This is a genomic window from Streptomyces sp. CB02058 (assembly GCF_001905505.1).
Lineage (GTDB): Bacteria > Actinomycetota > Actinomycetes > Streptomycetales > Streptomycetaceae > Streptomyces.
The window spans coordinates 1,334,151-1,349,421 of sequence record NZ_LIPG01000003.1 but is presented as its reverse complement, the minus strand read 5'-3'; the positions used below and the strand labels follow the sequence as shown (position 1 = coordinate 1,349,421).

12 protein-coding genes, 1 pseudogene and 1 riboswitch are annotated in these 15,271 nt (G+C 71.0%); of the genes and pseudogenes, 2 read left to right on the top strand and 11 right to left on the bottom strand.

Annotation, left to right across the window (positions count from 1 at the left end):
* Nucleotides 1-12: 12 nt before the first annotated feature.
* A complete protein-coding gene (locus AMK10_RS19345; protein ID WP_073749051.1) occupies nucleotides 13-999 on the top strand; it encodes an STM4011 family radical SAM protein in 987 nt (328 codons plus the stop codon).
* A gap of 4 nt (nucleotides 1,000-1,003) precedes the next feature.
* Here AMK10_RS19345 and AMK10_RS19340 read toward each other — a convergent pair whose 3' ends face one another.
* Both AMK10_RS19340 and AMK10_RS19335 read right to left on the bottom strand, forming a co-directional pair.
* Complete coding sequence (locus tag AMK10_RS19340; RefSeq protein WP_073749050.1) at nucleotides 1,004-1,831, bottom strand: SGNH/GDSL hydrolase family protein; 828 nt, start codon at nucleotides 1,829-1,831, stop codon at nucleotides 1,004-1,006.
* A gap of 162 nt (nucleotides 1,832-1,993) precedes the next feature.
* Entirely contained in the window at nucleotides 1,994-2,902 is a 909-nt protein-coding gene (locus AMK10_RS19335) for a M23 family metallopeptidase (RefSeq protein ID WP_073749049.1), read from the bottom strand.
* Between the two features lie 4 nt (nucleotides 2,903-2,906).
* Nucleotides 2,907-3,065: riboswitch (cyclic di-AMP (ydaO/yuaA leader) on the bottom strand.
* Nucleotides 3,066-3,480: 415 nt separating this feature from the next.
* Between AMK10_RS19335 and AMK10_RS19330 the strand changes: the two genes are divergently transcribed.
* Nucleotides 3,481-4,305 (top strand): tyrosine-protein phosphatase, encoded by an 825-nt coding sequence (locus AMK10_RS19330; protein ID WP_073749048.1) that lies wholly within the window; start codon nucleotides 3,481-3,483, stop codon nucleotides 4,303-4,305.
* Nucleotides 4,306-4,317: 12 nt separating this feature from the next.
* Here the strand turns inward: AMK10_RS19330 and AMK10_RS37700 are convergent, their stop codons facing one another.
* The 9 genes and pseudogenes from AMK10_RS37700 to hpnE all read right to left on the bottom strand — a co-directional run.
* The gene (locus tag AMK10_RS37700; protein ID WP_198959723.1) at nucleotides 4,318-4,491 is read right to left on the bottom strand and encodes a DUF6126 family protein; all 174 of its coding nucleotides are present in this window, start codon (nucleotides 4,489-4,491) and stop codon (nucleotides 4,318-4,320) included.
* Between the two features lie 66 nt (nucleotides 4,492-4,557).
* Nucleotides 4,558-5,175, bottom strand: a complete 618-nt coding sequence (locus tag AMK10_RS19325; protein WP_073749047.1) for a helix-turn-helix domain-containing protein — start codon at nucleotides 5,173-5,175, stop codon at nucleotides 4,558-4,560.
* Nucleotides 5,176-5,242: 67 nt separating this feature from the next.
* Nucleotides 5,243-6,640, bottom strand: coding sequence for an aspartate aminotransferase family protein (locus AMK10_RS19320; RefSeq protein WP_073749046.1), 1,398 nt, complete (start codon nucleotides 6,638-6,640; stop codon nucleotides 5,243-5,245).
* Complete coding sequence (gene dxs, locus AMK10_RS19315) at nucleotides 6,637-8,547, bottom strand: 1-deoxy-D-xylulose-5-phosphate synthase (RefSeq protein WP_073749045.1); 1,911 nt, start codon at nucleotides 8,545-8,547, stop codon at nucleotides 6,637-6,639. Before dxs ends, AMK10_RS19320 begins: the two co-directional genes overlap by 4 nt.
* 325 nt (nucleotides 8,548-8,872) lie before the next feature.
* Nucleotides 8,873-9,892 (bottom strand): adenosyl-hopene transferase HpnH, encoded by a 1,020-nt coding sequence (gene hpnH, locus AMK10_RS19310; RefSeq protein WP_073749044.1) that lies wholly within the window; start codon nucleotides 9,890-9,892, stop codon nucleotides 8,873-8,875.
* 6 nt (nucleotides 9,893-9,898) lie between these two features.
* Nucleotides 9,899-10,552, bottom strand: a complete 654-nt coding sequence (locus AMK10_RS19305) for a phosphorylase family protein (RefSeq protein WP_073749043.1) — start codon at nucleotides 10,550-10,552, stop codon at nucleotides 9,899-9,901.
* Nucleotides 10,553-10,556: 4 nt separating this feature from the next.
* A complete protein-coding gene (shc, locus tag AMK10_RS19300) occupies nucleotides 10,557-12,569 on the bottom strand; it encodes a squalene--hopene cyclase (protein ID WP_073749042.1) in 2,013 nt (670 codons plus the stop codon).
* Nucleotides 12,570-12,673: 104 nt separating this feature from the next.
* The gene (locus AMK10_RS19295) at nucleotides 12,674-13,777 is read right to left on the bottom strand and encodes a polyprenyl synthetase family protein (protein ID WP_073749041.1); all 1,104 of its coding nucleotides are present in this window, start codon (nucleotides 13,775-13,777) and stop codon (nucleotides 12,674-12,676) included.
* Nucleotides 13,774-15,228, bottom strand: a pseudogene (gene hpnE / locus AMK10_RS19290) (hydroxysqualene dehydroxylase HpnE); the annotation flags it as partial. The pseudogene hpnE and the gene AMK10_RS19295, both read right to left, overlap by 4 nt.
* Nucleotides 15,229-15,271 lie beyond the last annotated feature (43 nt).

Genomic DNA, 15,271 nt, shown 5'->3' with positions numbered 1-15,271 from the left:
AGGGCGGGGAGCATGGACCTGACGATTCTCTACCGGGGCCCGCTGGCCTCGTGCGACTACGACTGCCCCTACTGCCCGTTCGCCAAGCGGCGGGACAGCGTCGAGCAGCTGCGGACCGACCGTGCGGCCCTGGAGCGGTTCACCGCCTGGGCAGCGGGTCGGACGGGTGACGGTCTCTCGGTGCTGTTCACGCCGTGGGGAGAGGGCCTGGTGCGGTCCTGGTACCGGCGTGCGCTCGTCGACCTGTCGCGGCTGCCGCACGTCCGCCGGGTGGCGATCCAGACCAATCTCAGCGGCCGTACGGGCTGGCTGGCGGCTGCCGACCGCGACAAGGTCGCCCTGTGGTGCACGTACCACCCGGGCCAGACACCGTACGAGCGGTTCCTCGGCCGGTGCCGGGAGCTGACCGCTCTCGGGGTCCGCTACAGCGTCGGGGTGGTCGGTATCGACGAGCACCTGGAGGAGGCGAGGCGGCTGCGCTCGGCGCTGCCGTCCGAGGTCTATCTCTGGGTCAACGCCGCGGAGGGACACACCTACACGGACGAGGAGGCCGACCGCTGGACGGCGCTGGACCCGCTGTTCCCCCTCAGCCGGTTTCCGCACCGCTCGGCCGGACTGCCCTGCCGGACGGGCGAGTCGGTGATCTCGGTGGACGGGGACGGAACGGTGCGCCGCTGCCACTTCGTCCGCGCGGAGCTGGGCAATCTGTACGACGGCAGCTTCCGGGACGCGCTGGGCCCGCGGGGCTGCCCGCTCGATGTCTGCGACTGCCACATCGGCTATGTGCACCTGGAGACGCTGCCGCTGTACGACGTCTTCGCGGGCGGCGTGCTGGAACGGATACCCGCCGCTCCGGTACGGATGCCCGCCGGCCCGACGCGCGTCCGGGCCGGCGTGGACGTGGCCGGGCCGCCCGCCCGTCCGTCGCGGACATCCGCCCCGGACGGGCCCGTGGCTCCGGACAGGGTCCGGCGCCTGCTCCCGGTCGTCAGCCGCTGACGGGTCAGAGCGGCAGCAGGTCGGGGCGCTTGGCCTCGACGTGGTCCCCCGACGACTCGCCGCGCAGCCGCCGGCCGATCCAGGGCACGAGATACTCGCGCGCCCACTGGACGTCGTCGCGCCGCACCTCCAGGGTCCCGCGGTGGGCCTGCGGGGGCCACGCCTGGTCCGGGTCGGCCGGCACGTCAAGACCGAGGACCTGGGCGGCGCGCAGCGCGACCCGGGTGTGTCCCTCGGGCGAGAGGTGCAGCCGGTCGTTGTCCCAGGCGCGCCGGTCCTGCACGGACCGCAGGGACCACAGGTCGAGGACCGGGCAGTCGTAGCGGTCGGCGATGGACCGGACATGGGCGGTGTACATGGCGATCTTGCCCCGCAGGTGCTTGAGCACCGGGATGCCGCGGGTGTCGAAGCCGGTGGTGACCATCACCGTGCCGACGGACCCGGTCAGCTCGGCGACGGCACGCTCGAAGCGCTCCGCCACGTCGTCCGGGTCGGAGCCCGGACGGAGGATGTCGTTGCCGCCCGCGCAGAAGCTCACCAGATCAGGTGCCAGCTCCTTGGCGCGGGGGACCTGCTCCTCGACTATCTGGTCGAGGAGACGTCCGCGTACGGCGAGATTGGCGTACCGGAAGTTCCCGTGCGGGTCGTCCACAGGACCGACCGCCGCGTCCGGTACCGGGAGCTGGTCCGCGAGGAGGACCGCGAAGCGGTCGGCCCAGCCGAGGAGCGTTCCGTCCGGGCCGGGGTCTCCGACACCCTCGGTGAAGCTGTCGCCAATCGCTGCGTACGACCCGATGATGCCGTGCTGTTTGTTTCTCGAATCGTCTGCCACAACGGCTTATCCTGCACCTTCGAATGTGACCTACGCGACCGTAATAAGGGGTTGACGGGTGGTGATAAAGACCACCCGGTCAGTTTTTGGTAAAGCCGGAATAAGAAGAGGGGCGGTGCGCCTCGGCGCACCGCCCCTCTCCGCACCGTCAGGTGCCGTGTCTCAGATGGAGACGCCGTGCGAACGCAGGTAGGCGATCGGGTCGACGTCGGAGCCGTAGCTCGGGCCGGTGCGGACCTCGAAGTGGAGGTGCGGGCCGGTGGAGTTGCCGGTGGAGCCGGAGAGGCCGATCTGCTGGCCGCCGGTGACGGTCTGGCCGGCCGAGACCTCGAGCGAGGACAGGTGCGCGTACTGGGAGTACATGCCGTCGCTGTGCTGGATGACGACCTCGTTGCCGTACGAACCGCTCCAGCCGGCCGACACCACGGTGCCCGGGCCGATGGACCGGACGCTGGTGCCGGAGGCGGCCTGGAAGTCGGAGCCGGTGTGGTAGCCGCTGGACCAGCTGGCGCCCGAGGCCCGGTACTGGGTGGTGACGTTGGGGTTCTCGACCGGGGCGGCGTAGCCGGAGCTGGTGCTCTCGGAGGCGCCGGAGTCGGAGGAGGCCGTGGTCGCGGTCTTCTCGGCGGCCGGGGCCGCGGTCTTCTCGGCGGGCTTCTCGGCCGGCTTCTCCGCGGGGGCGGAGGCCTTCGAGGGGGTGGCCTCGGCGGCGGAGGCCTTGGCGCCGAGGGTCAGCTTCATGCCCGGGAGGATCAGGCTCGGGTTCTCGCCGACGACCTCGCGGTTGTCCTTGTACAGCTTCTGCCAGCCGCCCTTGATGTGCTTCTTCGCGGCGATCTTCGCCAGATAGTCGCCGGCGACGACGGAGTAGGTCCTGGGGGTGCTCTTCGCCGCCGCGGCGGGCGCGCTCTGGGCGGCGGGCTTGGCGGCCGGTGCGGCCTGCTCCGCGGCGTTGGCGCCGGTGGCGCCGATGAGCGGGAGGGCGAGAACGGCGCCGCCGGTCCCCGCGGCGAGGATGCCGCGCGAGATCGGGCCGGTCCTGGTACGGCGGTGCTTACCCTTTGCGGGCATGTGGCATTCCTCTCCGGCGCCTGCGAGGTGAGCTGTCGGGTTCGGACTGGAGATGCCCGGCCGCGCTGTGCGCGTCTTGACCCCGAGCCGTTCCGGATCGCTCCGGACGGCGGCTTACCTGGTTCCCCCGCTCCTGCCACACGTAGGTCGGTGCGGATTCCGGACGGCGGCAGGATTAGGCGTTCCGTCCGGATTGACCGTGACCGTAAGCGAGCGGGGACGCCGGGAACAAGCCGCGGATTGCGTACCGGAATCAGGGCTTCAATTCACTCGAAGAATTCCGGTCACACTCCGTGGATTACGGATCTTGGCTTTCCGGGCGGCGTCAGGAATACCCACCGGCGACTCCGCCACACACCGTCACGGATATGATCCCGCTCACCCAGCTCCCCCCATCTCCCGTACAAGCGGGGCATGTTCTGTTAAATACACCAATACGGACATGTCACTGCTTTTAAGTGCGAAACGGTGCGAGTGGAGTCATGCCCGAGACGATTGCCCGATGCAGCCATGTCGTATCGTCGCGGGCGTGCCCCCGTCGGCGAGCGGCGCCGACGCCAGACACCCCAGGAGCCCTTGTGACGCAGCTGCCAGAGGTCCCGCCGGCCGACGCCGAGTCGGGTGACGTCGAGCTGACCGGTGTCCGCAACTTCCGCGACGTGGGCGGACTCCCGACCGTGGACGGCCGCACGGTGCGGTACGGGCGCCTCTTCCGCAGCGGCCACCTCGCCAACGCCACCGAGGAGGACGCCGCCTTCCTCTCCGGACTGGGTCTGCACACGGTCTTCGACTTCCGTAACGCGGCCGACCACAAGCTCGACGGTCACGACGTGGAGCTGCCGGGTGTCCGCAACGTCAGCATTCCGCTCTCCGACCCCGCCGACGGCGCGGAGTTCTGGCGGCTGGTCCGCGACGGGAACATCGAGCAGCTGCGTTCGATCCTGGCCGACGGCAGGGGAACGGCACGCATGGTCGCCTCGTACCGCTCGATCATCAAGGACCGCACCGCCGAACACAGCCGCGTGCTGCACGCGCTGGCGGAGGACAGCGTGCCGGCGCTGATGCACTGTGCCGCGGGCAAGGACCGGGCAGGGCTGTCGGTCGCGGTCTCCCTGCTGGCCGTCGGTGTCGAGAGGGAGGCCATCGAGGCCGACTACCTCAAGTCGAACGACGCGCACCGCCGCTACAAGGTGCGGCGCAGCGACACCTCGCCCGTCGGCATGTCCGACGAGGTCATGGAGCTGCTCAATCCGCTCTTCGGCGCCCACTCCGACTACCTCGCGGCCGCGTTCGCGACGATCGAGGAGATCTGGGGCGGCACCGACCGCTATCTCCTCGAAGGCCTCGGGATCAGCCCCGAGACGCGCGAGAAGCTCCGCGAGCGCCTCGTCGAGGACGCGTAGCGCCGACGGCCCTCAGCCCTTGCCGGCCACGCTGAAGAGAAGGAAGAGGAAGGCCGCGACGACATGTCCGGCCACCAGGTAGGCGATGAGCCGGATCACGACACCGCGGGGCATCCTCCGCTCGTGCGTGTCCGCGCTCTTCGCCCCGCGCGGGGTCAGCGGGTCGAAGTCTTCCGAATCGGACATGACGGTCCTCTCTTCCGGCTGTTCAGCCGGGTGACAAGGGGGCGGCAGGCTGTGGGGCGTGCCGGATCAGAGCCGGTGGATCCCGTTGCCGAGGCACAGCTCCGCGGCGGGGCTCTGCAGCAGCGTGTGGACGAAGAGCAGGCGCGCCCCGCCGATGTCGAGCGCCGCGATCCGGTGCGGGGTGAGCGAGTCGAAGTGCGCGCTGTCGCCCGGATCGAGGTCGTGCACGGTCTCCCCGAGCACGACCCGCAGCCTGCCGTCGAGGACGTACAGCCACTCCTCGCCGGGGTGCACGCGCACGAGGTCGCCCTCGGTGCCGTACGGCACGCGGACGCGCAGTGCCTGCATCGCCCGGCCGGAGCCGCCGGCCTGCCGGTAGATCCAGCCGCCCGCGTCGCCCCCCGGAGGTCCTTCGAGGGGGCCGCCGCGGACGATCGCGTCACGTTCGGGTGGCATCTCGCCCAGGAGCTCGGAGACGGTCGTACCGTAGACCCTGGCGAGACCGAGGAGCATCGGCAGCGAGGGCTGCCGCCGGCCCGTTTCGAGCCGGGAGAGGTGGGCCGGGGAGAGTCCCGCCCGCCCGGCCGCGGCCTCCAGGGTGAGACCGCGGTTGCGGCGCAGGTCGCGCAGGCGTGGCGCGACCCCCGGAAGCTCTTCGGCCGCCCCTTCGTCGGAAGGATTCATGTCTCCATTGGGCCAGGAACTTTCCCCTGAGGCAAATTTCTTGCCTCAGGGGCAAATCTCCTGGTGCTCAACGGTTGGCGACGGCCTGTTTCACCAAGGTCCTGCCGAAGTCCCACATCAGCCCGCCGCCGCTGTGCGCGTCGTCCATGACGGCTGTGAAGGCGGTCACGAAGCGGTCCACCTCCGGTTCTCCGATGACCAGTGGGGGGATCAGCTTGATCACTTCGAGGTGGTCCCCCGAGACCTGGGTGAGGATGCGGTGCTTCTGGAGCAGCGGCACCACCACCATCTGCGCGAAGAGGCCCTTGCGCGCCGCCTGGAGCATCGTCCAGCGGCTCCGGAGCTTGAGTGAGGCCGGCCGGCCGAACTCGATGCCGATCATCAGCCCGCGCCCTCGCACCTCGTGCAGCAGCTCGTAGCGGCCGACGAGCGCGGAGAGCCGCTCACGCAGCAGGTCGCCGGTACGCCTGGCGTTCGCGACGGTCTCCTCCCGCTCCATCACCGCGAGGACGGCGAGCCCGGCCGCCATGGCCTGGGCGTTGGATCCGAAGCTCGCGGAGTGGACCAGGACCCGGTCCATGGAGGAGTAGACGCGCTTGAAGATCCAGTCCTTGCCGAGCGTCGCTCCGACCGGCACATAGCCGCCGGAGAGGGCCTTGGCCACACAGAGCAGGTCGGGTTCTACGCCTTCCTCGTGCTGGTAGGCGTAGAAGTCGCCGGTCCTGCCCAGCCCGGTCTGGACCTCGTCGGCGATCAGCAGGGCCTTGTGCCGGTGCAGCAGCTCCTGTGCCTCCCGCAGGAATCCGGGCGGGGAGGCGTGGACGCCCTTCCCCTGGATCGGCTCCACGACCAGCCCGGCCACGTCGCCGCGCTTCAGCTCGCGCCGCAGCGCGTCCAGGTCGCCGAGCTCGATGGCCGTGTCGGGCAGCAGCGGCGCGAAGCCGTCGCGGAACCCCTTCTCGCCGTTGACCGAGAGCGAGCCGGTCGTCAGCCCGTGGAAGGCGTGGGAGCAGTAGAGGATCCTGGGCTTCCCGGTGGCGTACCTCGCGAACTTCAGCGCGGTCTCGACGGCCTCCGTACCGCTGTTGCCGAAGAAGACCCGGTCCAGGTGCGGGCTGTGCGCGAGCAGCTTCTCGGCGAGCAGTCCCGGCAGCGGCTGGCAGTCGAAGCGGGTGAGGTCGGCGAGCGAGGCGTCCAGGACGTCGTGGAGGGCCTTGCGTACGACGGGGTGGTGCCTGCCCAGCCCCATCACCCCGAAGCCGGCGAGCATGTCGAGGTAGTCGTTGCCCTCCGCGTCCCAGAAGTACGCGCCCTCGGCCCGCTCGTAGACCTTGTCGAAGCCGATGGTCCGCAGCATGCGGGGCAGCTGGTGGTTGAGGTGCCGGGTGTGCAGCTCGTAGCGTTCGGCGCCGCGCTCCGCGAGGAGCCGCGCCAGATCGAAGCCTTCCGGCCGTTCGTCCTTCATGCCCCGTTCTCCTTCGGCGTGGTCCGCTCCTGCGCCGCCGCGCGGCGCTCCAGCGTGGCGGCGACGCGCCCCGCGATCTCGACCGGGGTGAGCCCGATCTCGGCCAGCACCTCGCCACGCCCGGCGTGCGCCAGGAACTGCTCCGGGATGCCGAACGTCCGCAGCGGTACGTCGACACCCGCGTCCCGCAGCGCCTGCCCGACGGCCGAACCGACGCCGCCCGTACGGCTGTTGTCCTCCACGACGGCCACCAGGCCGTGCCGCGCGGCAAGCGCGGGCAGCTGGTCGTCGACCGGTTTGACCCAGCGCGGGTCGACGACCGTGCAGCGGACTCCCGTACCCGCGAGCAGATCGGCGGCCTGGAGGCAGACCGGGGCCAGCGCGCCGACGGCCACCAGCAGGACGTCGGGGTCCTTCGCCCGGTGCAGCACGTCCATCCCGCCGATCCTTCCGACGGCCTCGACCGGCTCCCCCACCGACTCCTTCGGGAAGCGGATCACGGTCGGCGCGTCGTCGACGTCCATGGCCTCGCGCAGTTCCTCGCGCAGCCGCTCGGCGTCGCGCGGGGCGGCGATCCGGAGGCCGGGGACGACCTGGAGCACGGACATGTCCCACATGCCGTTGTGCGAGGGGCCGTCGGTGCCGGTCACACCGGCCCGGTCCAGGACGAACGTCACCCCGCACCGGTGCAGGGCGACATCCATCAGCAGCTGGTCGAAGGCCCGGTTGAGGAAGGTCGCGTAGACAGCGACCACCGGATGCAGACCGCCGGTGGCGAGCCCTGCGGCGGAGACCGCCGCGTGCTGCTCCGCGATGCCCACGTCCCAGACACGGTCGGGGAACTCCTCGGCGAAGCGGGTCAGCCCGACCGGGTGCAGCATCGCCGCGGTGATCGCGACGACGTCCGGGCGCTCCGCGGCGATCTCCGCGATCTCGTCGCCGAAGACGGAGGTCCAGGACGGCGCGGCGGGCACCACGAGGGGCTCGCAGGTCAGCGGGTCCATCCTGCCGACGGTGTGGAAGCGGTCGGCGTCGTCGGCCAGCGCGGGCGGATAGCCGCGGCCCTTCTCGGTGATGCAGTGCACGAGCACGGGACCGTGGAAGCGCTTGGCCCGGTTCAGCGCGGACTCGACGGCCCCGGTGTCGTGCCCGTCGACGGGGCCGAGGTATTTGAGGCCCAGGTCCTCGAAGAGGCCCTGCGGGGCGAAGGTGTCCTTGAAGCCCTTCTTCGCACCGTGCAGCGAGCCGTACAGCGGCGGGCCGATGACCGGGGTCTGCTGGAGCACCCCCTTGCCCCAGGAGAGGAAGCGCTCGTAGCCGTCGGTGGTGCGCAGGATCGACAGATGGTTCGCGAGGCCGCCGATGGTCGGGGCGTACGAGCGCTCGTTGTCGTTCACCACGATGATCAGGGGACGGTCCCTGGCCGCGGCGATGTTGTTGAGCGCCTCCCAGGCCATGCCTCCGGTGAGCGCACCGTCGCCGATCACCGCGACGACGTGGTGGGGGCGCCCGAGCACCTCGTTGGCCTTGGCGAGGCCGTCGGCCCAGCCGAGGACCGTCGAGGCGTGGGAGTTCTCGATGACGTCGTGCTCGGACTCCTCGCGGGAGGGGTAGCCGGAGAGACCACCCTTGCTCCGCAGCTTGGAGAAGTCCTGACGTCCCGTCAGCAGCTTGTGCACGTAGCTCTGATGGCCCGTGTCCCACAGGATGCGGTCCACGGGTGAGTCGAAGGCCCGGTGCAGGGCGATGGAGAGCTCGACGACCCCGAGGTTCGGGCCGAGATGACCGCCCGTTCTCGCCACCGCCCTGACGAGGAACGCCCTGATCTCCTCGGCGAGTTCACCGAGTTCCGGTTGGCTCAGTGCCTTGAGATCCTGCGGCCCCTTGATGGATTCCAGCATCGTCACGCTCGGGCCCTCTCTCTGGTCCTGTCATCGGCTCACGGTCACGGCCGGAGCCCCGGTGGGGATTCCTGCCTCCTCCATACCCTCCGCGGTCTTCCGGGCGGCGCTGCTTCACGTGCGGCGCCTCCAGGATCTGAACGCCGGCCTCGGCCTCCTGCGCCGGAGGCGCCGACGGCGGGACACGGATCGTGCCCCCGATGCCCTCCGGAGCGGCGCGCCGAACGCCACCGACCCGACCTGGATGCGCCGCGAGGGGCGGCGCACCGCGAGCGGCCGGGCCGGCGGTGCGGGGAGGCCCGTCGCGACGGGCTCTCCGGTGGTCATGACGTCACCGGCTCCCGCCGACGGTCTCCCGCGCCGCTCGCAGGGATTCCTTCAGGGACCCCATGGTGGCGAGCACGGCGGTGGGCTCGTAGCCGCAGTGCGCCATGCAGTTGGCGCAGCGCGGGTCCTTGCCCCGGCCGTACTTCTCCCAGTCGGTCTCCTCGATGAGCTCCCGGTAGGTGGGGACGTATCCGTCACTCATCAGATAGCAGGGCCTCTGCCAGCCGAAGAGCGAGTAGTTGGGGATAGCCCAGGCCGTGCACGCGAAGTCGGCCTTGCCCTCCAGGAAGTCAAGGAACAGCGGGGAGTGGTTGAGCCTCCAGCGGCTCCGGTTGCCGCCCGCGAAGGACTTCTTGAAGAGCTCGCGGGTCTGCTCGACTCCCAGGAAGTGCTCCTGGTCGGGTGCCTTCTCGTAGGCGTAGGCGGGCGAGATCATCATCTCGTCGACCTTCAGCTCGTCGTTGAGGAAGTTGAGCACCTCGATGACGGTCTGCGGGGTGTCGGTGTTGAAGAAGGTGGAGTTGGTCGTGACCCGGAAGCCGCGGCGCTTGGCCTCCTTCATCGCCTCCACCGCCTCGTCGAACACGCCCTCCTTGGCGACCGACTCGTCGTGCCTCTCGCGCAGTCCGTCGATGTGCACGGCGAAGGCGAAGTAGGGCGACGGCGTGAACTTGTCGAGCTTCTTGCGCATCAGCATGGCGTTGGTGCAGAGGAAGACGTACTTTTTCTTCGCCACCAGCTGACGGACGATCTCATCGATCTGAGGGTGCATCAGGGGCTCACCGCCGGCGATGGAGACCATCGGGGCACCTGATTCGAGCACCGCGCCCACCGCCTGGGCGACGGGCATGCGCTGCTTGAGCACTCCTGCCGGGTGCTGGATCTTCCCACAGCCCTCGCACGCGAGGTTGCAGGCGAACAAGGGCTCCAGCTCGACGATCAGCGGGAACTTCTCCCGCTTGCGGAGCTTCTGTTCGAAGAGATACGTCGCAACCTTGATGGACTGACGGAGCGGCATGGCCATCTGGGCTCACCTCCTGGGGAGCAGCAAAGATCGGTGCCATTCGTGAAAAGCGGGAAGGACAGCACGAAGAACGCGGAATGCCGATATTCCACCGCGGACCGTGCCGATACGGACGAGCTCATGCTCTGGAGCGTCCACGACCACCCGTACGGCCGCAACCGGGCGTGGCCCGGTCCGCAGGGCGGTGCGAAGAGTGACGGCGGACTCCATGTCCACCGCGATGGCACCGGTGGCCCGGAGCCCGGCCCGCTCCGGCCCCCGGACGACGTGCCCGGAGCCGATGAGCGGGCCGGTGTGGACCGTACGTCCGGGCACCGCCCTGGTCAGCGCGTCGACCAGCACACCGGTCCCCACGCAGACCGTGGTGGAGCCGGAGTCCCTGGTCTCGTCCGCGACCACGAGGTCGCCCGGGTGCATACCGGGCGCGAGCCCGGCGCAGAACCCGGAGGCGATGACCGCGGCGTCCTCGGCCCCTCGCCGTCCCAGTGCGCGCCGCACCGCGGCCTCGGCAGCCCGGGGCCCCATCCCGGTCCTGATGACGCTCACGGGCCCGGAGGCGGCGCCCGCCCTGCCGGTGCGCAGGGCGAGGCGCTCGATGCCGAGCGCGCAGGCGATCAGCAGCGGGGTGGCAGGGGCGGACGGTTCGTGCGTACCGCCCATGGGATCAAGCCCCCTCGCCGGTCTCGACGCCCGGCCCGGCCGCGAGGGCGAACGGGTCGCCGTACACGTACCTGCCGAGCGCCGTGAGGGGGAACACCTGCCGGTAGAGGTGGTAGTTGATGGAGAAGTCCCAGGGGAAGCCGGTGCCGGTGAAGTGCGGTTCGTCCCAGGAACCGTCGGCCTGCTGGGTCTTCGCGAGCCAGGCGACCCCGCGCTCCACGGACCGGCTCTCCCGCTCACCGGCGGCCAGCAGCGCGAGGAGCGCCCAGGCCGTCTGGGACGCGGTGGAGCTGCCGTGGCCGATCCACTTCTCCTCGCGGTAGGAGCGCAGGTCCTCGCCCCAGCCGCCGTCGTCGTTCTGGACGGACTTCAGCCAGTCGACGGCCCGCCGCACCGAGGGGTGCGCGGGCGGCAGCCCGGCCGCGACGAGCGCGGGCACCACGGAGCCCGTCCCGTAGATGTAGTTGACGCCCCAGCGCCCGAACCACGCCCCGTTCGCCTCCTGTTCGGCGAGCAGCCAGTCGATGCCCCTGCGGGTACGGGGATGCGCGGCCCGCCCTTCGACGGCGAGCATCTCCACTACATGCCCGGTGACATCGGCCGACGGGGGGTCGATGACCTCACCGAAGTCACAGAAGGGCAGCCGGTTGGGGAAGGGGCTCGTGTTGTCCGCGTCGAAGGCACCCCAGGCGCCGTTGCGGGACTGCATGCCGAGGTTCCAGCGGACCCCGCGCTCGATGGCGGCCTCGACCCTGGAGGGGTCGGGGTGCCGGACGCGGCGCAGCGCCAGGACGACCTCGGCGGTGTCGTCGATGTCGGGGTAGTTGTCGTTGTGGAACTCGAACGCCCAGCCGCCCGGCGCCAGTTCGGGTCTGCGTACGGACCAGTCGCCGGGCCGCACGATCTCCTCGCCCAGCATCCAGTCGGCCGCTCTCACCAGCGCCGGGTGGTCGGGGCTGACCCCCGCGTCGGCGAGGGCGATGGTGGCGAGGCAGGTGTCCCAGACCGGGGACTGGCAGGCCTCGACCATCCGGGCCCCGTCCTCGCGCCACACGGTGAACCGGTCGAGCGATTCGAGCCCGGCGCGCATCACCGGGTGGTCGAGGTCGTATCCCAGCAGGTGCAGGGCGATGACGGAGTACACCGCGGGCGGCTGGATGCCGCCCCAGCAGCCGTCGTTCTCCTGGCGCTCGATGATCCAGCGGGCCGCCGCGTTCATCGCGATACGCCGCAGCTTGCGCGGGGCCACCTTGTGATAGAGGTGCAGCGCCTTGTCGAGGCGCTGGAAGACACCGTCCCAACTGACCGCCGAGGCAGCCGGCTTGGCGGGATTCGGGCAGGCCGGATCGGTGTGCAGTTCGTCCAGGGGGAACGGGGCGGGGCGTACGGGCCGCAGGGCGGAGACGATGGTGAGCGGCACGATGGTCTGGCGGGCCCAGCACCCGAAGTCGTAGATGTTGAGAGGGATCCACTTCGGGAAGAACATCAGCTCGGGCGGAAGCTCCGGGAGGTCGTCCCATCTCCACCAGCCGAAGAGCGCGAGCCAGATCCGGGTGAAGACGCGGGACTCCGCGATGCCGCCCTGTTCCCTGACCCAGCCCGCCGCGCGGATCATGTGCGGGTCGTCGGGACGGTCCCCGGCGAGCCGGAGGGCGACGTACGCCTCGATGGTGGCGGAGAGGTCCGGCGGGCCCTCGTAGAAGGTGTTCCAGGTGCCGTCGCCCATCTGTTCGCCCCGGATGAAGCGGGCGGCCGCCTGGACGGTGGCCGGGTCCTGGATTCCCAGGAACTGACGGAGCAGCAGGTCCTCCGCGTCCATGGTGACGTTGGTGGCGAGGTCTCCCTTCCACCAGCCCTGCTCGTCCTGTCTGCCGAGGAGGTGCTCAACCGAGCGTTCCGCGGCCCGCCGCGCGACGGTGAGCGTGTCGTCCGCGGCGATGGTTGATTCGGTCGGATCGCTTGCCGAGGCTGCGCGGAGGTTCGCGGCTCCGGTGCTTCCGTCGGTCGTCGCTGTCATGGCTTCCCCTTCGTGCAGTGTGGTCCTCTGCTGTGCTGGGGTCTCCGTCGGCGGGCGCCCCGTGGGGCGCCCGCCGGCGACTGCGAGTCATATCTGGATGGTGATCATCTCTTCCGTACGACAACGAAGTCGGCGAGCTCGGTGAGCTGAGCGCGCACATGTTCCGGCATGTCGACGCCGTGCAGCGCCTCGATGGCGACCGCGTGCTGGCGTCGGGCTTCCTGGGCGGTCCACTCGCGGCCGCCCGCCTCCTCGATGAGTGCCGCTCGCGCGGCGAACTCCTCTTCGGAGAAGCTGTCGAAGTCGCTGCTCTTGGCGTCGGCCGCGAGCAGCTCGCCCAGACGCTCCGAGGCCGGTCCGCCCGCGGCGAGCGCGGCCACGACGGGCAGGGACTTCTTGCGCTGACGCAGATCGCTCCACGTCTGCTTGCCCGTGGACTCCGGGTCGCCCCAGATCCCGAGCAGGTCGTCGACCGCCTGGAAGGCGAGGCCGAGGTGGTAGCCGTAGGCCTCCAGGACGTCGGCGGTGCGGTCGTCGGCACCGCCGAGCACGGCGCCGATGGAGACCGCGCAGGCGAGGAGGGCGCCCGTCTTGTTGCCCTCCATCTCCAGGCACTCCTCGACGGTGACCCGCTCGCGGTGCTCGTAGGAGATGTCCTGGGCCTGACCGTCGATCAGCTTGCGGCTGGCCGTGGTCAGCCGTCGGGCCGCCCGGCCCGCCTCGGCGGTGCCGAGCTCCAGCAGGATCTCGTTGGCCAGCGCGAAGAGCGCGTCGCCGACGAGGATGGCCTGCGCGGGGCCGTGGACCTTCCATACGGTGTCGCGGTGACGGCGCTGCTCGTCGCCGTCCATCAGGTCGTCGTGCAGCAGCGAGAAGTTGTGCACGAGTTCGACAGCGACGGCGCCGGGGATTCCGGCCTCGGGCGGGGCACCCGCCGCCTCCGCGGACAGCAGGGCCAGCGCGGGACGTACCGCCTTGCCGCCGTCGCCGTCGGCGGGCCTGCCCTGGGCATCGATCCAGCCGAAGTGATAGGCCGCGACGGTGTCCATGGGCGGCGCCAGCCGGTCCACGGCAGCTCGCAGCACCGGCGCTGACAGGGCCCTTCCGCGCTCCAGAAGCGCGGTGACGTCCGTGGTGTCCGCCACGGTGTCGTAAGCCGGATTCGCCGGGGTCACAGACTCTCCTCTTGTTCCGGTGGTACTGCTCATGCCGCCTCCTGCAGCGGATGTTCGTGTGGCCGGCCGAGGGCCCGGAGTGCGGCGTCCGCTGCGGTGAAACCGCTGCGGACGGCACCCTCCATCGTGGCGGGCCAGCCGGTGGCGGTCCATGCTCCCGCCAGGTGGAGCCCGGGGGCACGCGTGTGCGTACCCGGCCGCAGGCGTCCCACGCCGGGCGCGGGCGCGAACGTCGCGGCGCGTTCCCGGGTGACGAAGAAGTCGCGGACGCCCGCCCCACGGGCGGCCGGGAGGAGCCGCTCCAGCTCGGGGAGGTAGCGCTCGCGCAGCTCGGCGACGGGCAGGTCGATCTCGTCGCCCGCCGCGGACTGGGACACCGCGAGGTACTGACCGGCGCCCTGGAGCCCGGAGGACTCGGTGCGGTCGAAGACCCACTGCACGGGCGAGCCGATCGCGGCGAAGAAGGGCCTGCGCAGCACCTTGCGGTCGTAGACGACGTGGACGTTCAGGATCGGCGCGTCGGTGAGGTCGAGCAGCCGGCCGGGCTCGTCCAGGGCCCCGTCGGGCAGCAGCCGGTGGGTGTCGCCCTGCGGTACGGCGAGGACGACCGTGTCCGCCTCGAAACGCTCGCCGTCGGTTGTGACGGCCCAGCGGTCGTCCTCGGCGCGGGTGAGGGAGGACGCCCGGGTGCGCAGACGGATGCTGACACCCGCCGATTCGAGCGCCTTGCGGGCGAGGGTGTCGTGGAGGTCCCCGAGCGGCACGGCCGCCCAGCCGATGTCGGCCGCGCCGGGTTCGGAGAGGAGGCCGGTCTTGAAGACCTTCGCGGCCAGCGCCATGGAGGCGTGGGGCGCGGTGGCGTTGAGGGTGGCGACGCCGACGAGGTCCCAGAGCGCCTCGATGGTGCGCTGCGACTGGCCCTGGCGGCGGAGCCAGGTGGCGAAGTCGATGCCGTCGAGCGCGGGGTCGGCCGGGTCGAGCCTGCCGAGTGCCAGTGCCGCGCGGGCGACGCCGGCCTTCTCGGCGAGGGAGAGGTGGGGGTAGGCCGCGAGCCCTCCGGCGAGGTGCAGCGGTACGGGCAGCGCGGTGCGGCGCAGCCGTCCGAGCCGCGGCCCGGCCTGACGGCCGACGTCGAGCACGGGCACGTCGAGGCGGTCCTGGAGAGGGGCGAGGTGGGTCCCCTCGATCCGGTCCAGGAACCAGCGGTAGGCAGTGCAGCAGCGCAGATAGACGTGCTGGCCGTTGTCGACGGAGAGGTCGCCGCGACGGAAGGAGAAGGCGAGACCGCCGAGCCGCGGACGACCTTCGAGCAGGGTCACGTCAACCCCCGCCTCGGCGAGGCGGAGCGCCGTGGTGACGCCGGCGAGGCCGCCGCCGACGACGACCGCGCGGGACGGGCGGGTGCCGAGGCCGGTCATGACTGCCCCCTTCGCCGTGCCGTCGTGTCCGGCGGCGTCCGTCGCGTCGTCGCAGTGGGGGACGCGAGGGGACCCGGGGAGGTTGCCCGCCGCACGGGCCGGAGCCGGT